We start from the raw sequence: 21,688 nt of genomic DNA, 5'->3' as shown, positions 1-21,688 counted from the left end.
TGTGATTTACATCACAAAACAATACATTATAATCGCCGAAAAATTAAGCGATTAGTTTTGACGGCAGGGATGAGATGTCACCCTGCCGTTTTTTTTGTCCTGAAGAGGATAATGCAGGACAGAGGGTTACAGGATTGAGAGAATGCCAGCCGAAGATTGGAATCTGGAAGTGGGCAGCTGGCACGAAACTTATTTAGCTGTTTTGCAGGCTGAGACTAACGATGATCGGAGTACGCGAAACTCAATTACGTCGTTACGCTCGAGAAGCTTGAGAGCGTCTGACGAACAGGCCATTGCAGCCTTCAGTGCCAGTGAAATGGCGAGGCTGCGGTAGCGGTTTTGCAGCATGATGGGGGCATCAGCAGGCACTGCGTCAGACACCTGTAGATATGCTTTCCATGCATCTGGCTGAGCTAAAGCATCACGTTCCACGGCTTCGAGCTGGTCTTCACGTTCCTTTTGCTTTTTCGTGGCCATCTGGTCAAGAACCGCCACTGTGGCTGCGGCATTCACCGCACCGGGTATTGCCAGTGTGAGCGCCACAAACAAAATTGCAGTATTACACTTCATTTGTCCTCCTCATTGTTGTTCATCTCCTTTATTTCCTGACAGTTCAACAGCTCGCTGGCCTCCGCCAGCGTCAGCCCCGCTCTCTTAACCTTTTGCATCAGTCCCTCCCGGGCTGTCTGGTTACCATTCTGAATGATGTTCCTGCTCAGGATCGGTTCTTCGGCTTTTTATCGTCAAACGCCAGGAGAACCCCGAGGCCGATCAGTGAGGCGTAGCAGACCTGCATCGCGATTGTCACCGGCAGGGAGATGTTATCAACCAGAACTCCGGGAACCACAACGGCCACGCCTGCCAGTATCATTCCCCTGCCGGTCTTTTTGACCAGATCGGGCCACTGAGATTCAGGCACGTTCCGGGCACGCAGAAAGTTATGAATGCACTGCTCTGCCTTCTGTTTAACCACTGACATGTTTTAGTCTCCGAATGCCCGTTGCATATTTTTCTTTATCCTGGTCGCTTCACCGGTTACCGGTGCGGCAGGCTCTGCTGGTTTCTCCGGTACTGCAGCTTTACTCACGCCAGCCGTACCGGCCATCTGCTGAACCAGAACCTGCAGCTCGCTGACCGTGCCGGGCGGTACCGGCATGCTGGCCAGCAGACGCGGCAGCTCCGGTGCGGTCGTATGCAGGGCCAGACCGGTGATAATCAGGTTTCTCAGCAGCTCTCCGCGCAGACGGGATGACACGCCCGTCAGCACACGCTCAACCCGTTCACTGCTCCGGTCATCCTGAAGCGTCAGGGTGTAACGCCGGCGCTGGTATTCCGTATCCGGTGACATGGCCAGAGCCGCCACGCCACCGTCAGGCTCATCAGGAAGTCCTGAGAGTGAAGACCAGGTGCCGGATACCAGCGCCATCACGGCGCAAAGCCGGATGGTGCTCAGATGCCCGTCAAAGAACACCGGGATCAATGCCGGTAAACGGGCATCCGTCTGGTACATCACCGCCCCGGCGGTGGCGGCGGTCCGGATGAAGTCACCGCGCAGGGGCTGTGAGATGGTGCTGATGGTCGCCATCGCCGCGATGTCGGTGCGATCGTCGCTGTGCAGATAGAAAGAATACTGGCCGTCCGGCACGTTTAGTCCTCTTTATTGTAAAGGGCAATCTCTCTGGCCAGCGCCAGCTGCGGATCGCCTATAACCTCGATACGGTCAGGAGCCAGAGGCCAGGCCTGACGGATAGCCTCTTCAATGAGGGATGCCCCTCCCCCGACCAGGAATACCCGGTTAACGTTCCTGAAGGCCGTCAGCTCACTGGTGACGCGCGCGCCCAGGGAAGTGATTGCCTCTGTAATTTTGTTCAGAACATCGTCAATTTTTCCGGCATCGTTGATCACTCGCTGCAGATACTGACGATCATTGCGGTTGCGGATGACCGTGTCAGCAATAAGCGCGCTGGTTTCGCTGTCTGCAGCCCGCAGCGCGCCTGCAGCTGCGCGGGTGACCTGTGACACGCCGACAGACGGATTGCCGTGTACCGCACTGATATCATCAAACTGTCCGACAATCACGCCGGCATCGAGCGTGGTTCCGCCGAGATCGATAATCAGGGTGGTCTCAGCGGGTTCGGGCTTCAGCTCCGCGAGACGGGAGAACGCCGCCGGCAGTGATTCCGGCATCACCTTCACGTCCGTTACGGTAAATGCCCTGCCCTTATTCAGAACCAGCTCACGCATCAGGTTTTCCCGTTTGCGTCGGATGTTCCCCTCGTTCCGCTGGCAGTCCCCGTCATAATACTCGCTCAGGGGCAGCGTCACGGTCAGGCTCACCGGCTGCGACTCAAGTCCGCTGTTCAGCAGGGCATGATGCACGGCCAGCAGGTTGAGATCACCGTACTGGTATTCCACGTTTGTCGTCGGGATGGCATCCCGGCTGACGCTGTCCCAGGTGTATTTCAGCGTGCCCACCTGATAGTTGAACGTTGCGGCACTGAATTCCGCCACTTTCCAGCCATGCCGGAAGGAGTTAGCTGAAACCCGGGTCTGCAGCTCGTTTCCTTCAAACCATGCCAGCTTAACATTAGTTGAACCATCATCGCAGTAAATATTCATCATTATGCTCCATCAATTAAACTCAATTTGATACATATTATAAGAGCAAAATGGAAAAACAAAAGCCTTATTTCTCATTATGAGAAGCATAAATGGTTCAAAATGATATTAATTAGCATTTTGAGTAACTTAGGTTACTCACCCTGTTCATGGCGCAGGCGATCTGGATTATCCTCACGCTGTTAAATATACTGTATGCATAACCAGTGCATTTAGACGTCAGGAGGAAAGATGAAACTGCAGCTTTTCTGCACCGGGAAAGCACTCCCGCCACAGGCCCATCCGTTGTTTGCAGACCTGGCCAGCTGCGGTTTTCCCAGCCCTGCCGCTGACTATGTCGAGTCCGACCTGGATCTCCATGATTACTGCATACGGCACCCGAGCGCGACTTACTATCTCCGTGCCAGCGGTGACAGCATGTCCGACGGCAGCCTTTACAATGGCGATCTGCTGGTTGTGGACAGTGCAGAGAAGCCCCGGCACGGCGATATTGTTGTGGCCAGTGTGCAGGGAGAGTTTACGGTTAAACGGCTTCTGCTGACGCCACGACTGACGCTGCAGCCAATGAACGCCGCCTGGTCGCCGATTTATCCCGACCCGGACGATCTGGATATCTTTGGCGTCGTCACGCACATCATCCACCGCCCGAGGGAGATGTACTGATGTTTGCCCTGGCCGATGTGAACAGCTTTTATGCAAGCTGCGAACGTGTTTTCCGCCCGGATTTGAAAGGAAAGCCGGTTGTGGTGCTCAGTAATAACGATGGCTGCGTCATCGCAAGAAGTGCCGAGGCAAAGCCCTGGATCAAAATGGGCACGCCGTGGTTTCAGATGAAAAACGAAAAGTACCCGGAAAAAATATACGCGTTCTCAAGCAACTATGAACTTTATGCCTCGATGTCAGCGCGCGTGATGAACTGCCTGGAGGAGCTGGCCCCCAGGGTGGAACAGTATTCGATTGACGAGATGTTCCTCGACCTGACCGGCGTTGAGCACTGCATGGACCTGGAGAACTTCGGCCGGCAGCTGCGCCAGCACGTGTATGACTGTACCCGTCTGACCATCGGCATGGGTGCCGGGCCGACGAAAACCCTGGCAAAATCAGCCCAGTGGGCCTCAAAGGAGTGGAAACAGTTTCGTGGCGTGCTCGCCCTGACCCGGGGGAATCCTCAGCGAACGCGGAAACTGCTTTCACTGCAGCCGGTCGAAGAGATCTGGGGCGTGGGAAACCGTATTGCACGCAAGCTCAATGTTCTTGGCATCAGGACCGCGCTTGATCTGGCCCTGACGAACCCGGCCTTCATCCGCAAAAAATTCTCCGTCGTTCTCGAGCGAACAGTGCGCGAACTGAACGGGGAAAGCTGCATGTCGCTTGAGGAAGCACCGCCTACTAAACAACAGATTGTCTGCAGCCGCAGTTTTGGCGAGAAGATCACTGAATACGATTCGCTCCGCCAGGCTGTCTGTCAGTACTCAGAGCGGGCCTCAGAAAAGCTGCGTAAAGAGCGCCAGTACTGCCGGCATATTTCCGTATTCATCAAAACGTCTCCGTTCGCCGTTAAAGAGCCTTACTACGGCAACGTGGCCACGGAGAAACTGCTTACCCCCACTCAGGACACCCGGGACATCATTGCGGCCGCCACAACGGCTCTGGAGCGTATCTGGAAGGATGGGCACCGGTATGCTAAAGCCGGTGTGATGCTGAATGACTTCACCGGCTCCGGCGTTTCGCAGCTGCAGCTGTTCGACGAACGTCCTCCACGTCCTCACAGCGCTGAGCTGATGAAGGTTCTCGATGGCATTAATCATTCCGGGTTGGGACAGGTCTGGTTTGCCGGACGAGGGATAGCGCCATCATGGCAAATGAAACGCGACATGCTCTCCCCTGCGTACACCACCCGCTGGAAAGATATCCCCATAGCGAGGATCAGTTAAATTTCGCTTTTCAGAGAGAGCCAGTAGTGCTCGCCGCAGCCGAACGACAGGGCGAAGCCCGCGAGTGAGCGAGGAAGCACCAGGTAACTGCACTGACAAATTCTGCTTACGCTCGAATTCTAAAGGTTAGCTCCTTAAAGTTTATCCACTTATCCACGGACATATTTTTATAAGATCTTTTTAATAGATTGTTAGGTTTACCTTTTTAGAACTCCTCTCAGCCCTTTATTCATGCGGGTTTGAGAAGGATCATTGTGACAATTTGCCCTTTCAGTGTGACAAATCACCCTCAACCTCCCTCTTAAAGGGTGACAGATTGCCCTTAACCCTGTGACAAATTGCCCTCATGATTTGCTGTATTCCACAAAGTTATCCCAACCTGTTGACTCTTTTTCAATTAGTGTGACAATCTAAATTCCTGTCACACTTTACACGGACCTGTCATGACGGAAGTTGCGGTTATCAACCATAAAAAACGTAAGAATAGCCCGCGAATTGTCCAGTCAAACGAACTGACTGAGGCGGCATACAGTCTTTCTCGCGATCAAAAGCGTATGCTTTATCTCTTTGTGGACCAGATCAGAAAATCTGACGGTACGCTCCAGGAGCATGACGGGATATGTGAAATTCAGGTCGCCAAGTATGCGGAAACCTTCGGGTTGACCTCCGCCGAGGCCAGCAAAGATATCCGTCAGGCTCTCAAGGGATTCGCGGGTAAAGAAGTGGTCTTTTATCGGCCTGAAGAGGATGCTGGGGAAGAAAAAGGTTATGAGTCCTTTCCCTGGTTCATCAAACGTGCCCATAGTCCCTCCAGAGGGCTTTACAGCGTCCATATTAACCCGTACCTCATTCCTTTCTTTATTGGCCTTCAGAACCGTTTCACACAGTTCCGACTAAGTGAAACGAAAGAGATCACAAATCCCTATGCCATGCGCCTGTACGAGTCACTATGCCAGTACCGTAAGCCGGATGGCTCTGGCGTGGTATCCCTGAAAATAGACTGGATCATGGAGCGCTATCAGCTTCCGCAAAGTTATCAGCGTATGCCGGACTTTCGCCGTCGGTTTCTGCAGGCGAGTGTCGATGAGATTAACAGCAGAACGCCAATGCGCCTGTCTTATATCGAGAAAAAGAAAGGCCGCCAGACGACTCATATAGTCTTTTCTTTCAGCGACATAATGTCGATCACACCTGAGTGAGCTTTGAGGGTGATTTGTCACAATTAGCAGGGTGGTTTGTCACACTAGAGTTAAAGCTCTCAGGGTGATTTGTCACAGAAAAGTTTGCCTTCCTTTGCCCTGACTGGTTTTCAGGAACTAAATGGTACCTATTTTGTGCTTTAGAAACACTTAATAAGGGCAATTTGTCACACTTAGTTCAGTGCAGCTTGTCACATTTCCCCTCAGCCCTGAGTGTCGTTTGTCACACTTAAGAGCGCCCTTTCCACTTCTGGCTGAGGGTGTATTGTCACTATTTGAATTCAAAACCGCTGCCTGTAACTATTGGTGCATTTTCCCTGCACTAAAAATGTGTTTGAGCAGGCAGCTGTTAAATGTCCTGTCTGAATGTTCTGGCCAGCCCGGAGGATCAGTTAAGAGCACACCTTCCTGCTCCATCCAGCTATGTGTTTGTAGTTTACGCTCGACATACTCCTCGGATTCAGAGCCCATTGTTTCGATGATGAAAGTGGTAACTGTGTTTTCTTTGCTCGGAACCACATTCAGTATGAAGTCAGGATGAATGACCTCCTCCACCCCATTTTTAGTGCTTTTAGACGTAAAAAGTGGCTTGCTGAGGCTGATAGCATCCGGATGATTTTCCTGACGGCCAGCATAGCTGCTGGCGTTTATTATTACCTTCAGTGTATCGCGTTCTTTGTTGCTATCCACAGGCACAGGATTATCAAGCGTATACGCGGCATGCGCATAGCCCTCATGGCAGTAAACCTTACCATCCCTACCTCTGCGGTATTCCAGAATTGCCCAGTATGGGGCCCGACTGCCAGTGTTGTAGGTGCTTTCTCCATTGATACTGACTCGGGCTTCAGGCCTATGGATAAAAGTATTACTACGAACGCTAAAGGTTACTTCTTCCCGATTGGCATCGGTCGCAATACCAATGATATACACGCATGCCTCCTTATCACTGCTATCAGTCTGCAGTGAAATTTCCAGCTGAGTCAGCATGTCGTTAATCCGTTCGAGGGACAGCCAGGGCGCGCAACTGAACAGCATATTAAGCTGTCTTCCATTGCCCATTGTATGTTCATCCAGAACTTCTTTTATTCTATTGACCGAACCGACTAACCCCGGACTTTTATATTCAGGTACTAGTTCAAGTTGGTTCAGGCCAGCTGCCTGAATGAGAGTCAGCAATTTTCGGCCCAGAGCCGGAATGGGTTTAAGTGTTTTGCGTCGACGCTTACGGGGCACTACCGGCCCTTCCACAGCGTTGATTTTGTTGTCTTTCTTCTTGTCAGGTAACCAGTCATTCCCGCCAACCGGATTTAATGGGCTGGTTTTTCCTTCAGTGATAGTGTTATCAGCATCCTTACTTTTCTTTAGCCTGAACAAAGGGCACTGTTCATCATGCTGTCTTGTCGTCTTGACGTGGCGTAACCTGGCAACGTTAACCTCGCAGTTAAAAGGACCTTCAATGTTCGGGTCATGTTCGACGCAATCACATTTTAACCACAGCTTACGGCGGTCCATTTCTTCAAGCACAGAATTTGCTATACGTAAATCAGCCTGAGCGGGTTTTCGACTGTTGCTGAAAACATGCAGCAATGCCTCTCTCTCTGCCAGATTCAGTTTCCTTTCAAGCCTTCCCCTTGGATTTTTTTTCCACACAAGGTCCATTGATTTACTCCTTCACTCAAAAGTGTGATTATGATATCAAGATAATATCTTGATATCATAACAACTTGTTAAGGTTGCAACTCGTTTTAAAACTAATAATATCTTGTTGAATTACATTGACTTATTAACATAACAAGTTAACATGATAGCAAAATGCAAGCGCCGTAGATATTGAAAAATATTTTTTAATATCCTATTATCTTAATAAGATAACAAACAAGGTGTGCGGAATATGATCATTGTTCTTGGTAGTCAAAAAGGTGGAGTAGGTAAAAGTACGCTCGCAGTTTCTATCGCTGCATATCTTATGGCGCTAGGAAAGCGAGTTCTCATTGTCGATGCCGACGATCAAAAATCAGTACTGACCTGGTATAACAATCGACCAGAGAACTTGCCTCATATGCCTGTGACTGGAGCGTCCGGCAACATCAAAGCCATGCTAAAAGAGCATGAAAAATCTTATGACTTTGTAATCGCCGATTGTGCTGGCCGTGACAGTGCAGAGATGCGAAGCGGATTAATGGCTGCAGATGTGTTTATTTCCCCTTTACGACCGTCCCAAATGGATTTGGATGTCGTACCACATACATGCTCTGTTTTTACTGCAGCTAAAGATTTCAACGAGTCTGTACGTGGGTATTTAGTGTTGAATATGACACCAACTAACATGTTCGTTAATGAAGCTAATCAGGCAGCGGATGTTCTCAAAGACTTTCCGGAAATGAATCTGTCTAATGCTCGCGTGTGTGACAGAAAAGCTCACAGGGATGCCTGGGCCGAATCAATGACTATTTTTGAAACACAGAACATCAAAGCCCAAGAAGAAATTGAAGCTCTGGTTAAGGAGATCATTCTGTGAGGAATAGAGCACATACACCGCCAAGAGACGAAGCTTCGTTTATAAACGGAGGCACAGCTGGCCTCACTGCAAAAAATCCAGATGAACCAAGTAATAAATCTGCGACTAGTAGAGCAAAACCAGTCAGTATCTCTCTTGCTGAAGAGAATCTTAACTCAATCGATAATGTCATTAAGGAAGAGATGTTATCAGGGAACAGGAGAGTAAATCGATCCGATGTAGTTAGAGCTGCAGTGATGGCATTAGAAAATTTATCACGAGAAGAAATCTCTCAACTGATTGAAAAATCGAGATTAAAGTAATAATAACTTAATAACTTAATAACTGATTAACTTGTGAAGTTGGTAGTTAAAGGTGGTATGGTTACTAAGTTAATCAGATAGTAAGATAGTAAGATAGTAAGATAGTAAGATAGTAAGATAGTAACTTACCATCTTGTTACCTTTCTATCTTAGTCACCTGTTTTTTTAAGCAACGCCACCGCCTCATCGCCCGGCATCTGGAACTGCACCCGGTGCCGTGCTGCCACATCCAGCGCAAACACCTTCGTATACACCTCCGTCGAGCTGATGCTCTTATGTCCCATTAAACTCTGCAGCACCTTCAGCGGTATGCCTGCGTACAGCATGTGCATCGCGTAGGAATGGCGGAATGTGTGCGGGGTCACCGGCACGGAGAACGTCACCCCATCGGCCGCAGCCGTTTCAACCGCTTCGCTGAGCCAAGTGCGGACCGTCCGATCGGTAATCTCCCAGATACGTGCCTTCTCGGTTCTGCCGCTTCGCTTGTTACGACGTTCAAGAGGTATTTTCAGAGTGGCCACCATCATCTCCAGCTGGCTGACATAGTTCGCATCAGAAAGCGGAACCAGGCGATGCGCCTGACTGCCGGCAGGCGAGCGGCCGGCCGTTCTGGCGGCTTTTTCGGTCCGTTGTTTGAGCGTGGCCAGCTGTACAAACGGGTAGGGCGGTGCCAGTGAAAAATCACTCCGGGTCAGGGCCAGCGCTTCATTAATCCTTGCACCTGTATTCCACAGGGTCGCAAACAGCATCTTGCGGTGCAGATCCGGTACGTAATGGAGCAGGGCGCTCACTTCCGGCGCCAGCAGGTATTTCGGCAGTTCCTCCTGGACCAGAGCCATCTGACGTAGGGCCAGAGCGGCTGGATAGTCGATAGACACAGGTAACTGAGCACCTGCTGCCGAATGCCCTCCCAGGGTAACGAGTCCGGTCATGAGGATGACTCTCCCTTCGGAGATATGCGCAGTGCTGACGCGATGATTTCCCGGTTTTCTTCATTACGCCAGTTACCAAACAAGTCAATTTCCTGCCGCATCGACAGATCTGCACCATCAATTAGTTCTGACACTTTCTGCAGGGCGTTCTGCAGCTGCTGTGCTGAGATCACTCGAGGCTCATCGTGTTCATCCACACCGTTACGGTGTACTAGGTCGTTTCGCCAGTCTGCGATGATACCCAGCGGCTGAACCGGCCAGACGGGCGGAATGTGCAGCACGGCGCCGAAATAGCGCTCAATGGTTTTCACGTTATGAAAGGTCATCCGGGAAACAAAATTCTGAGCCGCAGGCCGGAAAAGTGAAAGATCCATTTCACGTGCAGCATGTTTTACCGGATTTTTGATTTTATCGGACTTCATATAAAACTCATCCCTGAAGCGTGTAAGCGGCCAGTCATGCTCCAGCAGGGCCCTGGCACAGTACATCAGGTACGCCTCCATGACCGTCACTGCATGGACGAAAGACATCCTGTACACCAGTTCAGGCTGCTCCTTATCGAGCAAGGTATATAGATTCTTCAGTTCCTGCTTTGCGTGCAGGTAACGCTGATGAACATTGTTCAGGGAAGCCACAAACAGACCGTGTTCATGATCCCACTGAGCCTGATCGGCAATCGCCTCCTGCTCCCAGTAGTAAAGGTTCGCGGCCTGCTCCCATTCTTCAGAGTTCGGGACAACATCCGGGTAATTATCCGCAAGCCATTCATCAAATCGTTCAGATTCAATATCCATCATCTGCTCTTTCATGCTTCCCATAAGGCCAGTCCCCTTCTGTGTTGTTCTTTAAGTTAGAAATCCCGCCCTGCCGCTTGTCCCTGGTCGGCTTCAGAATCCGTCCTTCATTCGCCGCTGCACCGACAGCCAGGTGAGCTCTTCCAGTCCGTCCGGAACGATCCGTTCCGGATTGGTGTAGATGGCGTTCGCATCCCCGGTCAGCCACTACGTTCCGGAATTTCTGATTCGCTCAGCCACTGTCAGTCCGTCCCAGGTGACGATCAGCCAGGTGTTCACGCTCCGCTCATCCGGAGGGCGGAGCCAGAGCCGCTGATGACCGAGGGCGGTCAGCGCCCGCCAGACGGTTTCAAGTGAAACCTGGACGCGCTCGCTTTCATGTGATGATGTATTCATCCGCAATAGTCACTCATAGTAATTAAGATGGGCAGAACAACTGACTGCGTACAGGATTATATCAGTCACCCGCCTTAATATTTCCCAGCTTATCTTTCCTACTGTAAATATCACAGGAATGATTATAAGCAGCCATATAACAACAACTATAAATTACCGGATGGCCGCTTCATGATGATCCGACTTTTCCTAAATTTTACAATTTCCGGAAGTGTAACACGGTCAGGGAATAACCACACCGCCCTTTTTTGGTGCTGATCGGGCGGTCACGGGGCAGGGGGTAAACACTATATATAGCAGAAACCGCAACTGAGAGAGTGGCACATATTGTGTTTCTGCGCCGCTGCGGACAGGAGGGAGCTGAGAAGATCCGGAACTTGGGGTTTTCGGATCCTAATGAAGGATGGAGAACAAAACGAGATTTAAACCTGATTCGCTTTATGTAAATCAAATCAAAATCAACAATTATATGTATACATGTATAGCAAAACGATATACGATGAGATAGTGGATACATGATAACGGAGAAGTAACATGGCTCAGTTGAATACACGCGTCAAAGATGAATCCAAAGAAAAGGCTGAGCCTATTTTGCTGGCTGCCGGCTATACCTTCAGCAGTTATTTTTCTGCCCTCACCGACTATATCGCTGATACCGGCAGTCTGCCGTTCCAGATCCGCTACAAACCGGCGGCGGTCAATCCGCAGGAAGTCTTCTCCGAAGCCCTGCAGAAGTTTAAAACTGTCTGGGGACGGCTGAAGCACTTTACTCAGTCGGTGCAGCCGGGCCAGTCCCTCCCTGATAATGCTGTCGCTATGGCCATGAAAGATATCGAGGAAGCTTACAGCTTTTACCGCAACCACGAAGATCTTATCCTCTCCGCGCCGGGACAACGTACAGCTTCACCAGCCGGAGGCTACAATCATTTCCCGGTGAGCCTCGATGGTATTAACCGGTTATCCGAGGTTATGCGCCTGGCGATCGGTAATCTGACCAGCCTGGCGGTCCTGACCCGCGAGCATCTTCAGATCACCCGAGATTTTATTGAAGAGGCCGCAGGCTATATTAACGAGCTGCAAAAAATAGGCGGTGGAGCCGTGTCCGACCATACTCTGAATCAGATGATCATCCGCGATAGCTCTGAAGCTATAGCGTGCGCAAAAGAGGCGCTGGCGCTGGATGACAAAGGGGAAGGTATTCCGCTTTATACTTTCACCATGTGGTTTGAGCGCTTCAGAAAACACCTCGAAAGCGTTCGGGCTATGCAGCTCCGGGTCGGTGCATCGGATTCCACCGCAGCCCTGACTGACCTGTGTGAAAAGCTGACAGCGCTCGATGTGTATCTGGAGCGGGATGAGGCACTGCGTCACGGTAAAATCAGCGGGTATATACCGAACGATGAGCTTATTGTGCTGGCGGGAGAGTTACTCGAAACCTTCAGGTCGCGGGCCGGGGATCAGCTGGAGCTTATCGCGGGGGACGGTGAATCCATCCGTAACTCTGACTCACTGGGGTCGGCTGATTAAGCGATATTTCCGACGGTGATGACGGGCGAACATCTGGCATCAACAGGCCTAGAGTTCGCCCTGAGTCCTATCTTAAGGCTTCCATACTAATGACGGAATCAGGGCCGTCAGGTATGCTGCATCCGCAGGACAAGCAAGAAAAGCTATCAATTTTAGCCCGGTGAGATACGCCACATTAAACCGGTGATTCCCCCCTGCAATGTGGATTTTCTGAACGCTTTCATCATTTACTATCCTTAACGCGGGCGGCGTCAGGGCCTTACCCTCTTTCCAGCAATTGATGATGTCTTCAATCTTATCATCAACGGCCCCCTCCCTGAGTTCCTCGACAGAGTGGATTTTGCTGACAAAGATCAGATGCGCATGTATTTCAGATATTAATGCATACCCCAGACGTAGCTTCCCGGCCGGAACTGCCCAGTCAGGAATATCCCCATCAAAAGCCCAATACCTTTCATCTGGTTCTTCACTCCACGTAATCTGGAGTGCAGGCCATTCACTGACTGGTTTTTCTAGATACATCCACATGTTCCTATTAGCTGTTGTTTTATTGCAAGCAAGCTGGGCAGCCAGCTCATCTGATTCAGGCGTCACTGATAGGCCCTCCCCCTATGTGCACAGGTGGATGGTCGCATAAAGACGCAACGAAAAGATCAGATAGGAAAAAATTATTGCTTTCCGGATTAGCGAAAGGGTTTTCAGGTGGCGTGTAATCTGGATTATGACGCAAGAGAGAAATATGAAGGAAGGTGCTGGAAAAATGCACGTCAGTGGTTTTATGATGAAAAGGTAAGCACGTCTGTAATTCCTCTGCTGCTCGTTTACCCAACTTACCAGAAGCTCATTAAATTAATGGCAAAAAGGAGAGCCTGTGACACTTAAACTTCAGCAAGAAATCCCAGCTGGTAGCGACCTTTTTCGGGGCGAAAGCCACCAAAAAGTTGCTGATCAGATGACAAAAGTTATTAAAACAGAAGACATAAATATTCTTGGCCTGGAAGGGGAGTTAGGGTCAGGAAAATCTACCATCATTCATTTTCTGAAAAAAACACTATCTCCTGAGTATACATTTATTAACTTTGATGCAGAACTATACCATTATGGAAATACAAAAAAAGCATTAATAGAGGTTATCTATGAGGGAATAAACAACAGCAGAGGCGTGAACAAGGAAAAACTAGAAACACTCAAAAATAAAGCTTTGGGTAACATTGTCGAATATGATAAACAAGTCAAAAGCAGGCTAAGTTGGTGGACGGTGAGTTTCATACTTTTGTGCCTTCTTTCTGTTCAGATGGTTCGGTATCTCCTCCTGGATCTGAATGGTTATCTGAAAAGCACGGGCGCAGTTTCACCGCCTATTATCGGCCTTGAACTGCTTGCTGCACTGTCTCCCGGTCTACTACTATTGTGGCTCAAACTCATTCATCCTAAAATAAGAAAAAAACGCGGAAAAATAGAAGATATTGTAACCGTCGGCGATCTATTTAAACAGAATAGTGTGGACAAAATTTCTGAGACATGGCTTATCAGCAGAGAAATAGGAACGATTGAACTGATAAATGCGCTGGCAGGTTTCACAGAATGCGGAACAGTTCCTAATAATGCAAAATTCATTCTGATAATTGATAATCTGGACCGAATTAACTCAGATAAGGTTAAGGAACTGTGGAGTGATATGGAGCTTATTTCCGGTACCACGCACAAGCAGTTCAGGATCATTGTACCCTATTCAGCACGGCAGGTGGCCAAATCACTTCTTGTTGAAGGACACTCTGGCCGCGAATTCATTGCAAAACGTATCCCCGTTACATTCACTGTGCCACCATTAATCACTGCCGGTTGGCAGGATGCGTTTCAGGAAATGTGGAAAGAAACAGTATATGAACAAGGTGAATTATCATGTTCAGAAGCCATTTTAATACTTGAACGGTGGCGTCCGAATGAATATCCGCGAATCACACCGAGGCTGTTGAAAAAGCTGGTTAATGACATTCATATCCTTCAATTAACGGTATCTGCATCATGCCAGGAAGAATATGTATTGCTCGCACTTTATATCGTGTTTGTCAGATACAATGAAAGAGAGGTAACTTCCCTGCTTCGTTCTAATACAGGCAACGATGCTGGTTTAGCACCAAACGATTTTGAGGATAAAGTGCAGGCGACACAGGAGCAGCTGAATCGTCTGTTTTTAAATGACACACAGCGATGGAGTGAATACCTGATGAGTATCCATTTCCAGTCATCTGTGGCACTGGCACGATCTGAGTTGTTTGATACCCCATTGACGGAAGCTATTAAAAACCGCGATTCCGTTGCCCTTGAAAAATTGTCAGGTTTTTATGGCTTCAGCCATGCATGGAGGCGTTGCTCTGCCCAAATTTCAATGCAGGACTGGCTGGAGACCGTCGCTAAACTAACTGCAGAAGGTATCAATCAAATCCGCCAGGAAATTAGCGATTCAGTAAGAATACTGAATGCCACTTATGCAATTAAAGACCGCGTTGCTTTCCGGCAGAACTTTAGTCAAAGTGTCGCTAATTTAGTTGCGGGTGGTTACATTGGACAGGAAGCCTTTATCGTTCGTCAGAGTGAACACTTGGTAAGGGAGCTTACGCTTCTGCAGGCCACACCCAGCAACGATGAAAATTATGTTACCGAATTGCTTACGGAAGCAGATTTTTATTCAGGTATGACCGGGCGAAATTTGTTAAGTGAGATCACTGCTGATCTTTCTGGTGAGGTTTACTCGATATATCTGTTGAACAGAGAAAAAAAATATCCCAACTTACACATAAACACATTATCGTTGGTGGAATCTGAGAGCAATAAGATGCTTTGCTTTGAACTCTCTCATACCGATAGTGACATATTTAACAAAAATGTTATCCGGTTCTTTGATTTAGGCAGTAAAGTTATTAAAGAACTAATTGAAAATGAAAGCGGTTTTTTACCAGTTGCGGTTTCTAAAGATTATGCTGATTTTACCCAACACTTACCTCTTAATGATATTTATCAATTCAGAAATTTGATATTTAACAAAGAATGGTATTCAGCCGGATACCTTCAGCTCATACCTCACCAGAAAGAGATTCAGGCTTCTCATCCAGAGGAATTTGCAGCTCAGGTTGTGGCACATATGGTGGCGATCAATGACTACACATCAATTTCCATTTATGCCGATGAGTTCACCGAAAATGAAGACTTTAACAGATACCTTTCTTACTATTTCATCTATATGAACTCATTCCAGACGGTGATAAAATCATTGAGCCATGATATCGCAGCGCCGTATGTACGCAAGGCTATTACTTCTATCTTCGTCGACAACAAGCTTGGATATATTCATACTGTCCAGTATGTAAGTACATATTACCAAGCCATTCATACATTATCAGATGACGTAGATATATTAAGACCGATGTTCGAGAGGGAGGAGGCTCTGGCTGCCAATATTAACGAAAAAAACCTAGAGGTGCTGGATCGTCAGTTTATCGATGATATCTTCAGAACACAATCGTTGCCATTAGTGCAGGAGAAAATCATCACCCTGAGTGAGTCTTGTTTTGCTGATGCAGAAGCCCTGCATACTGCTTTCGGTGTGCTGAATAAAAACAGAGAACTCGTTCTTTCCAGAATGAAAGAGTCGGAGAGATTTGTTTCTTCAAACGCCGTTACGCATGTTTTTGCCGAATGGTATCGTACATCAGACGTGTCCAAGTCTGATAACGGTAAGAATATACGCTTCTTATGGTCAGTTATGGATCCCGTCCAGCGCACAGAAATACTTCGCGAACTCCATGACATTTTACTCGAAGGTGACCGAAGCATTGAAAGACGAATTGCAGTTATACGTGACTTTCATGACGTGCTTGTCTTTAGCGAACCAGAAAAGAAAACATCGCGCCGGGCAATCGCCGCACTGTTCCCGCGCTCTCTCGATGACGCTGTTCTTCGTGAATGGCTTGATGCGCAGAATCTGACGCTGAGCAGCTGGAGTGCCGAGGATGCCGAGAGCGTCAGTCATGTCGTATGTGAAAATTTTGATCTGTTCCCTGGCTTAACGGAGTCGTCTCAATACATCAAGAAACGCTTAATTCAAAATTCTTAGCTCAGCACAAACAAGCCCCCTGCGGGGGCTTGTGATGGTATTTCCGGTTATCATGGAATTCGGATCTGTGCTGCGGGCAAAGGATAAATGTAGAGGTTGGTTAAGGCAGAGAGGGAGGCATCAGCAGCAACTACTAACATCCTGATAAACCACAGTCGTTAGAGGGCGTTACAGATGATACCCCAACAACCTCAGCTCTCTGTCCATCCACTCGACGAACTGCTGTATCTTCCATGCGCGTTCATTCATATGCGGCATCACCAGATGGTGCGCGTTAATGGCGATCCCCATCTCATCAGGAAGAACCTGCACCAGTGAACCATCATTCAGGTGGTCTGTGGCCATCATTTTGCTCTCCAGAATAAATCCCAGCCCCATGCGCGCCGCTTCAAAGCTCATATAAGAGCGGTCAAAGCTGAGGCTGAAGTTGAGCCACGGCCTGTCTATATTGTGCCAGGCGAACCATTTTTCCCAGTTCACCAGAGTGCTGGTTGACGAAATGAGCGACTGCTGCAGCAAATCGCCGGGAGTGGCGATGGGATGTTTTTCAGCATACTCCGCTGAGGCCAGCACTACCTGTGTGTCGTTTTTGATGGTCATCACCCGGTAAGCATCCCAGTCCGGGATGCCGTGGCGGATATCAATATCAATATTGTCTCTGGCGAACTGCAGGTTCTCATAGGAGCAGGTGAGGATGATAGTGATATCGGGATATTCAGCGCGGAACCTGCCCAGACGGCGCAACAGCCATGACAAGCCGAAGGTAGGCGAGGAGTGCACACGAAGCACGGCGTTATCTTTCTCTTTGACGATCTGATCGGTGGCACGGCCGATGGCGCTCATTGCCGCAGAAACTTCCCGCAGATACTTTTCTCCCGTCGGCGTTAGCTGAACGCCTTTGCCGCTGCGGATGAACAATTTCTTGCCCATCCACGATTCCAGTGAGGCGATCTGATGGCTCACCGCTGAGGGCGTGACATTGAGCTGTTCAGCGGCTTGATGGATGCTCAATGCGTTAGCGACGGCAATGAAAGACTGCAGATTTCTGAGCGAAGGCAGTGATAACGTCTGGCGATCCTGCGCGGGCATAGCCTACTCCTTACCGGTTTAATGATAAAAAACATAACATTGTGACTACTTGCCGGCAATTTTAACCCAATGTTATTTTTTGAACTGCATCGCGAATCAAATTTATCTCATCAATAAATGAGTTTTATTGAATGGTGTTCGATGAGTGAGCCGATATATTGATGTGGAACGCAATAATAAACGACTCACAGTGTTCGAATAATGAGGTAAGTTATGTCTCGTATAGAACAGGCTGTCCCCTACATAAGTACTAAAAAAAGTAGTTACCGTTTCGTTGTGCTGGCAATGATTTTTATTGTTTATGCCATTAACTATGCTGACCGAACAAATATTGGTGCCGTACTCCCGTTTATCATTGATGAATTTCATATCAATAATTTTGAAGCCGGAGCCATCGCCAGCATGTTCTTTTTGGGATACGCCCTGAGCCAAATTCCTGCGGGCTTTTTTATCGCCAAAAAGGGGATTCGCGGCATGGTAGCGCTGTCGATATTCGGCTTCTCTGCCTTTACTTGGTTGATGGGCACCGCAACTTCGGTTCTGGGCCTGAAGTGTATCCGCCTGGGGCTGGGGTTAACCGAGGGGCCGTGCCCGGTCGGGCTGGCCTCCACCATCAATAACTGGTTTCCGCCTAAGGAGAAGGCCACGGCCACGGGCGTTTACATCGCCGCTACCATGTTCGCACCCATCCTCGTGCCGCCGCTGGCCGTGTGGATCGCCATGACCTGGGGCTGGCGCTGGGTCTTCTTCTCCTTTGCGATACCAGGATTGGTTATTGCCGTCCTGTGGTATTTACTGGTGCGCACTAAACCGTCCGAGAGCGCATTCGTCTCAAAAGCGGAGCTGGAGACCATTACCGCCGGTCAGAAGACGCCGGACGCAAGACGTGAAAACATCTTGATTTCACCGGGCTTTGCACGCTTTGATCGGCTGATCCGCGTGCGTGAGTTAGCCCCTATAAGCACGGTGAAAGGGCTGTTTACCTCGAAGAATATTCTCGGCGACTGCCTGGCCTATTTTATGATGGTCAGCGTGCTGTACGGACTGTTGACGTGGATCCCGCTCTATCTGGTGAAAGAGAAAGGCTTTACGTTTATGAGCATGGGGCTGGTCGCCAGCATGCCGTGTATCGGCGGATTGATCGGTGCGATTTTTGGCGGCTACGTCTCCGACAAACTACTCGGCCGCCGACGTAAACCGACCATGATGTTTACCGCCATCAGCACCGTTTTAATGATGGTCATTATGCTGAATATTCCGCAAAGCACCGTGGCAGTTTGCGTCGGGCTATTTTTTGTCGGCCTCTGTCTGAATATTGGCTGGCCCGCTTTTACAGCTTATGGCATGGCTGTTGCGGACAGTAAAACCTATCCCATTGCCGCGTCCATCATCAATAGCGGCGGTAATCTCGGCGGATTTGTTTCCCCTATGCTGGCAGGTTATCTGCTGGATAAAACAGGTAGTTTTAATTCCGTGTTTATTTATTTCGGTATTTGCGCAGCCATTGGCTTAATTATGATTATGCTTCTGGAAGAGCCGAAATAAATTATTGAACCTCTCTTGTCCTAATGGAGTAAATATATGTTACTGAAAAATAGAGTCGCCGTTATTACAGGCGCGGCTTCCGTACGCGGTTTGGGTTTCGCTACGGCGAAATTATATGCCGAACAGGGTGCGAAAGTGGTGATTATTGATTTAAACGCTGAAGCCAGCCGGGCCGCCGCCGCGAACCTGGGCGACGAACATCTGGGCCTCGCGGCGAACGTCAGCAATGAATTACAGGTTAATGCCGCCATTGAGCAGGTACTGGGGAAATACGGGCGCATCGATATTCTGGTGAATAACGCCGGCATTACTCAGCCGATCAGGCTGATGGATATTAAACGTGAGAATTACGATGCGGTGCTTGACGTCAGCCTGCGCGGCACGCTGCTAATGTCCCAGGCGGTTATTCCCACTATGCGCGCGCAAAAGTCGGGAAGCATCGTCTGCATTTCATCGGTATCGGCCCAGCGCGGCGGCGGCATCTTCGGCGGCCCACACTACAGCGCTGCAAAAGCGGGTGTGCTGGGGCTGGCAAAAGCCATGGCGCGTGAGCTGGGGCCAGACAATGTGCGCGTAAACTGCATCACACCGGGTCTTATCCAGACGGACATCACCGCAGGCAAGCTGAGCGATGAGATGAAAACGTCCATTCTGGCGGGCATTCCGCTTAACCGCCTCGGGGACGCGCAGGATATTGCCCGCGCCGCGCTGTTCCTCGGCAGCGACCTCTCTTCTTACTCCACCGGCATCACGCTCGACGTGAACGGCGGGATGCTAATCCATTAAGGAGACAACGACGATGACGGATAACACAGTTCAACGGGTTGCCGCCGCGGCCTGGCGCATTCGCCGCTACGCGCTGCGTATGGGGGAAGTGCAGGGGCAGGGCTACATCGGGCAGGCGCTGGGCTATGCCGACGTGCTGGCCACCGCGTTTGCACACGGGATGAATCTCAAGCCGGGCGAGCCGGAGTGGGAAGACCGTGACCGTTTTCTGCTCTCTCACGGCCATTACGCCATTGCCTGTTATGCGGCCCTGATTGAAGCCGGAATCGTTCCTGAAGAGGAGCTGGAGACCTACGGCGCGGACAACAGTCGCCTGCCGATGTCCGGCATGGCAACCTATACGCCGGGTATGGAGATCTCCGGCGGTTCACTGGGACAGGGCTTAAGCATTGGTGTTGGTATGGCGCTGGGCCTGAAGCACAAGCAGAACCCTGCCTGGGTCGTTAACTCTATGTCGGACGGCGAGCTGGATGAAGGCTCAACCTGGGAAGCGGCGATGTCGGCGGCACACCATGGCCTTTCGAACCTGATCGTTCTGGTGGACATTAATCGTCAGCAGGCGGACGGCAACTCGCATGCGATCCTCGGCTTTGAGCCGCTGGAGGATAAATGGACCTCCTTCGGCTGGTACGTGCAGCGTGTAAACGGCAACGATGTTACGGCGCTGGTGACGGCGTTTGATAATGCTAAACGCTATCCGGAAAACCAGCCTCGCGTCATTTTGTGCGACACGCTGATGGGCAAGGGCGTGCCGTTCCTCGAAAAGCGTGACAAGAATCATTTTATTCGCGTGGATGCTGACGAGTGGCAAAAGGCACTCGCCGTGCTGGATGCCAACAAACCTGAAGGAGTGCTGTAATGAGCCAGACCACGGAGAAAAAACCGCGTTTAACCACGTCGGCGATGATTGCCTCTATAGCAGAAGAAGGCCAGGAGACGCGCGCCGCACCGTTTGGCCACGCGCTGGTGAAGCTGGCGGAACAGCGACCGGAGGTCGTCGGCATGACGGCGGATCTGTCGAAGTACACCGATCTACACATTTTTGCCCGGGCCTACCCGGAACGCTTCTTCCAGATGGGCATGGCCGAACAGCTGTTAATGGGGGCCGCGGGCGGCATGGCGAAAGAGGGCTTTATTCCTTTCGCCACAACCTATGCCGTCTTCGCCACCCGCCGCGCCTACGACTTTATCCATCAGGTGATTGCTGAAGAGCATCTGAACGTGAAGATCTGCGCGGCGCTGCCGGGACTAACCACCGGTTACGGGCCGAGCCACCAGGCGACGGAAGATATTGCGATTATGCGCGGTATTCCGGGCATGACGATTATAGATCCCTGTGACGCGATAGACACCGAGCAGGCGGTGCCGATGATGGCGACGCACGATGGTCCGGTTTATATGCGCCTACTGCGCGGTAAGGTGCCGATTGTGCTGGACCAGTACAATTACCAGTTCAGGATTGGTAAAGCCGCACTGCTGGAAGAGGGGCGCGACGTCCTGATCATCGCCTCAGGCCTGATGACCATGCGAGCCCTGGAGGCGGCGAAGCAGCTACGTAAGGATAACGTCAGCGTGGCGGTGCTGCACTCGCCCACGATTAAGCCGCTGGATGAAGAGACAATACTGGCCCAGGCGGCGAAGCCGGGACGGCTGGTGATTGTGGCGGAAAACCACAGCAGCGTGGGCGGGCTATGTGAGGCTGTTGCGTCGCTGTTGATACGCAACCGCATTAATGCAGATTTCGATACCGTCGCCCTGCCGGATGTGTTCCTTGATGCGGGCGCGCTGCCGACTCTGCACGACCGCTACGGGATTTCGACCACCGCCCTAGTGGAGAAGATCCGGCGCAGGCTCTGATTTTTAAGGGGCGGATATCCACTTGCCCCTTGATTATTTCAGTAACGACGTTGTTAACCCGCCCGTATAGCATCCT

General features: G+C 50.1%; 21 protein-coding genes. 11 read left to right on the top strand and 10 right to left on the bottom strand.

The window, feature by feature from the left end; all coding sequences use genetic code 11:
* Positions 1 to 189: 189 nt before the first annotated feature.
* The 4 genes from D5066_RS18775 to parM all read right to left on the bottom strand — a co-directional run bounded on the left by D5066_RS18775 (position 190) and on the right by parM (position 2,619).
* Entirely contained in the window at positions 190 to 570 is a 381-nt protein-coding gene (locus D5066_RS18775; RefSeq protein WP_023345614.1) for a hypothetical protein, read from the bottom strand.
* 145 nt (positions 571 to 715) lie between these two features.
* Complete coding sequence (locus tag D5066_RS18770) at positions 716 to 979, bottom strand: hypothetical protein (protein ID WP_119916874.1); 264 nt, start codon at positions 977 to 979, stop codon at positions 716 to 718.
* Positions 980 to 982: 3 nt separating this feature from the next.
* Entirely contained in the window at positions 983 to 1,645 is a 663-nt protein-coding gene (locus tag D5066_RS18765; protein ID WP_119916873.1) for a plasmid partitioning/stability family protein, read from the bottom strand.
* A gap of 2 nt (positions 1,646 to 1,647) precedes the next feature.
* The gene (gene parM / locus D5066_RS18760; RefSeq protein ID WP_119916872.1) at positions 1,648 to 2,619 is read right to left on the bottom strand and encodes a plasmid segregation protein ParM domain-containing protein; all 972 of its coding nucleotides are present in this window, start codon (positions 2,617 to 2,619) and stop codon (positions 1,648 to 1,650) included.
* Positions 2,620 to 2,850: 231 nt separating this feature from the next.
* Between parM and umuD the strand changes: the two genes are divergently transcribed.
* The 3 genes from umuD to repE all read left to right on the top strand — a co-directional run bounded on the left by umuD (position 2,851) and on the right by repE (position 5,752).
* A complete protein-coding gene (gene umuD / locus D5066_RS18755) occupies positions 2,851 to 3,282 on the top strand; it encodes a translesion error-prone DNA polymerase V autoproteolytic subunit (RefSeq protein ID WP_119916871.1) in 432 nt (143 codons plus the stop codon).
* Positions 3,282 to 4,553, top strand: coding sequence for a Y-family DNA polymerase (locus D5066_RS18750; protein ID WP_119916870.1), 1,272 nt, complete (start codon positions 3,282 to 3,284; stop codon positions 4,551 to 4,553). Before umuD ends, D5066_RS18750 begins: the two co-directional genes overlap by 1 nt.
* A gap of 443 nt (positions 4,554 to 4,996) precedes the next feature.
* Positions 4,997 to 5,752 (top strand): replication initiation protein RepE, encoded by a 756-nt coding sequence (repE, locus tag D5066_RS18745; protein WP_008502210.1) that lies wholly within the window; start codon positions 4,997 to 4,999, stop codon positions 5,750 to 5,752.
* Between the two features lie 300 nt (positions 5,753 to 6,052).
* Here repE and D5066_RS18740 read toward each other — a convergent pair whose 3' ends face one another.
* Positions 6,053 to 7,411 carry a DUF8534 domain-containing protein gene (locus D5066_RS18740; protein ID WP_119916869.1) on the bottom strand — a complete coding sequence of 453 codons (1,359 nt, stop codon included), beginning with the start codon at positions 7,409 to 7,411 and terminating at the stop codon, positions 6,053 to 6,055.
* A gap of 232 nt (positions 7,412 to 7,643) precedes the next feature.
* Here D5066_RS18740 and D5066_RS18735 point away from each other — a divergent pair, with 232 nt between their 5' ends.
* Together D5066_RS18735 and D5066_RS18730 are read left to right on the top strand one after the other, a co-directional pair.
* A complete protein-coding gene (locus D5066_RS18735; protein ID WP_008502208.1) occupies positions 7,644 to 8,270 on the top strand; it encodes a ParA family plasmid-partitioning AAA ATPase in 627 nt (208 codons plus the stop codon).
* Positions 8,267 to 8,572, top strand: a complete 306-nt coding sequence (locus D5066_RS18730; protein WP_119916868.1) for a ribbon-helix-helix domain-containing protein — start codon at positions 8,267 to 8,269, stop codon at positions 8,570 to 8,572. The genes D5066_RS18735 and D5066_RS18730 overlap by 4 nt, the downstream gene beginning before the upstream one ends.
* 149 nt (positions 8,573 to 8,721) lie before the next feature.
* On the opposite strand, the gene D5066_RS18725 is transcribed toward D5066_RS18730, so the two are convergent.
* The 3 genes from D5066_RS18725 to D5066_RS22845 all read right to left on the bottom strand — a co-directional run bounded on the left by D5066_RS18725 (position 8,722) and on the right by D5066_RS22845 (position 10,694).
* Entirely contained in the window at positions 8,722 to 9,504 is a 783-nt protein-coding gene (locus D5066_RS18725) for a site-specific integrase (RefSeq protein ID WP_119916867.1), read from the bottom strand.
* On the bottom strand, positions 9,501 to 10,322 hold the full coding sequence (locus D5066_RS18720) for a hypothetical protein (RefSeq protein WP_119916866.1): 822 nt from the start codon (positions 10,320 to 10,322) through the stop codon (positions 9,501 to 9,503). The genes D5066_RS18725 and D5066_RS18720 overlap by 4 nt, the downstream gene beginning before the upstream one ends.
* 183 nt (positions 10,323 to 10,505) lie before the next feature.
* Positions 10,506 to 10,694, bottom strand: coding sequence for a hypothetical protein (locus D5066_RS22845; RefSeq protein WP_133300919.1), 189 nt, complete (start codon positions 10,692 to 10,694; stop codon positions 10,506 to 10,508).
* Positions 10,695 to 11,228: 534 nt separating this feature from the next.
* Between D5066_RS22845 and D5066_RS18715 the strand changes: the two genes are divergently transcribed.
* The gene (locus tag D5066_RS18715; protein ID WP_119916865.1) at positions 11,229 to 12,221 is read left to right on the top strand and encodes a type II toxin-antitoxin system RelB/DinJ family antitoxin; all 993 of its coding nucleotides are present in this window, start codon (positions 11,229 to 11,231) and stop codon (positions 12,219 to 12,221) included.
* 72 nt (positions 12,222 to 12,293) lie between these two features.
* Here the strand turns inward: D5066_RS18715 and D5066_RS18710 are convergent, their stop codons facing one another.
* Complete coding sequence (locus tag D5066_RS18710) at positions 12,294 to 12,815, bottom strand: hypothetical protein (protein ID WP_133300918.1); 522 nt, start codon at positions 12,813 to 12,815, stop codon at positions 12,294 to 12,296.
* 277 nt (positions 12,816 to 13,092) lie between these two features.
* On the opposite strand from D5066_RS18710, the gene D5066_RS18705 reads away from it, so the two are divergent.
* Positions 13,093 to 16,335 carry a P-loop NTPase fold protein gene (locus D5066_RS18705; protein WP_119916863.1) on the top strand — a complete coding sequence of 1,081 codons (3,243 nt, stop codon included), beginning with the start codon at positions 13,093 to 13,095 and terminating at the stop codon, positions 16,333 to 16,335.
* A 168-nt stretch (positions 16,336 to 16,503) separates the two neighbouring features.
* Here the strand turns inward: D5066_RS18705 and D5066_RS18700 are convergent, their stop codons facing one another.
* Positions 16,504 to 17,424, bottom strand: coding sequence for a LysR substrate-binding domain-containing protein (locus tag D5066_RS18700; protein WP_119916862.1), 921 nt, complete (start codon positions 17,422 to 17,424; stop codon positions 16,504 to 16,506).
* Positions 17,425 to 17,637: 213 nt separating this feature from the next.
* Here D5066_RS18700 and D5066_RS18695 point away from each other — a divergent pair, with 213 nt between their 5' ends.
* The 4 genes from D5066_RS18695 to D5066_RS18680 are packed head-to-tail and all read left to right on the top strand — an operon-like array spanning position 17,638 to position 21,612.
* The gene (locus D5066_RS18695) at positions 17,638 to 18,969 is read left to right on the top strand and encodes an MFS transporter (RefSeq protein ID WP_119916861.1); all 1,332 of its coding nucleotides are present in this window, start codon (positions 17,638 to 17,640) and stop codon (positions 18,967 to 18,969) included.
* A 36-nt stretch (positions 18,970 to 19,005) separates the two neighbouring features.
* Entirely contained in the window at positions 19,006 to 19,755 is a 750-nt protein-coding gene (locus D5066_RS18690) for an SDR family NAD(P)-dependent oxidoreductase (protein WP_119916860.1), read from the top strand.
* Between the two features lie 13 nt (positions 19,756 to 19,768).
* A complete protein-coding gene (locus tag D5066_RS18685; protein WP_119916859.1) occupies positions 19,769 to 20,614 on the top strand; it encodes a transketolase in 846 nt (281 codons plus the stop codon).
* Positions 20,614 to 21,612 carry a transketolase family protein gene (locus D5066_RS18680; protein ID WP_119916858.1) on the top strand — a complete coding sequence of 333 codons (999 nt, stop codon included), beginning with the start codon at positions 20,614 to 20,616 and terminating at the stop codon, positions 21,610 to 21,612. The genes D5066_RS18685 and D5066_RS18680 overlap by 1 nt, the downstream gene beginning before the upstream one ends.
* The last annotated feature ends 76 nt before the right edge of the window (positions 21,613 to 21,688 follow it).

The organism is Enterobacter chuandaensis (genome assembly GCF_003594915.1).
In the GTDB taxonomy this organism is placed as follows: Bacteria; Pseudomonadota; Gammaproteobacteria; order Enterobacterales; family Enterobacteriaceae; genus Enterobacter; species Enterobacter chuandaensis.
The sequence above is the reverse complement of the archived record's forward strand: the minus strand, read 5'-3'. Positions and strand labels throughout refer to the sequence as shown.

Excerpts from the sequence above, each read along its gene's own strand:
- D5066_RS18775 (WP_023345614.1), bottom strand. The coding sequence starts at position 570 with ATGAAGTGTAATACTGCAATTTTGTTTGTGGCGCTCACACTGGCAATA.
- D5066_RS18770 (WP_119916874.1), bottom strand. The coding sequence starts at position 979 with ATGTCAGTGGTTAAACAGAAGGCAGAGCAGTGCATTCATAACTTTCTG.
- parM (WP_119916872.1), bottom strand. The coding sequence starts at position 2,619 with ATGAATATTTACTGCGATGATGGTTCAACTAATGTTAAGCTGGCATGG.
- umuD (WP_119916871.1), top strand. The coding sequence starts at position 2,851 with ATGAAACTGCAGCTTTTCTGCACCGGGAAAGCACTCCCGCCACAGGCC.
- D5066_RS18750 (WP_119916870.1), top strand. The coding sequence starts at position 3,282 with ATGTTTGCCCTGGCCGATGTGAACAGCTTTTATGCAAGCTGCGAACGT.
- repE (WP_008502210.1), top strand. The coding sequence starts at position 4,997 with ATGACGGAAGTTGCGGTTATCAACCATAAAAAACGTAAGAATAGCCCG.
- D5066_RS18740 (WP_119916869.1), bottom strand. The coding sequence starts at position 7,411 with ATGGACCTTGTGTGGAAAAAAAATCCAAGGGGAAGGCTTGAAAGGAAA.
- D5066_RS18735 (WP_008502208.1), top strand. The coding sequence starts at position 7,644 with ATGATCATTGTTCTTGGTAGTCAAAAAGGTGGAGTAGGTAAAAGTACG.
- D5066_RS18725 (WP_119916867.1), bottom strand. The coding sequence starts at position 9,504 with ATGACCGGACTCGTTACCCTGGGAGGGCATTCGGCAGCAGGTGCTCAG.
- D5066_RS18720 (WP_119916866.1), bottom strand. The coding sequence starts at position 10,322 with ATGGGAAGCATGAAAGAGCAGATGATGGATATTGAATCTGAACGATTT.
- D5066_RS22845 (WP_133300919.1), bottom strand. The coding sequence starts at position 10,694 with ATGAATACATCATCACATGAAAGCGAGCGCGTCCAGGTTTCACTTGAA.
- D5066_RS18715 (WP_119916865.1), top strand. The coding sequence starts at position 11,229 with ATGGCTCAGTTGAATACACGCGTCAAAGATGAATCCAAAGAAAAGGCT.
- D5066_RS18700 (WP_119916862.1), bottom strand. The coding sequence starts at position 17,424 with ATGCCCGCGCAGGATCGCCAGACGTTATCACTGCCTTCGCTCAGAAAT.
- D5066_RS18695 (WP_119916861.1), top strand. The coding sequence starts at position 17,638 with ATGTCTCGTATAGAACAGGCTGTCCCCTACATAAGTACTAAAAAAAGT.
- D5066_RS18690 (WP_119916860.1), top strand. The coding sequence starts at position 19,006 with ATGTTACTGAAAAATAGAGTCGCCGTTATTACAGGCGCGGCTTCCGTA.
- D5066_RS18685 (WP_119916859.1), top strand. The coding sequence starts at position 19,769 with ATGACGGATAACACAGTTCAACGGGTTGCCGCCGCGGCCTGGCGCATT.
- D5066_RS18680 (WP_119916858.1), top strand. The coding sequence starts at position 20,614 with ATGAGCCAGACCACGGAGAAAAAACCGCGTTTAACCACGTCGGCGATG.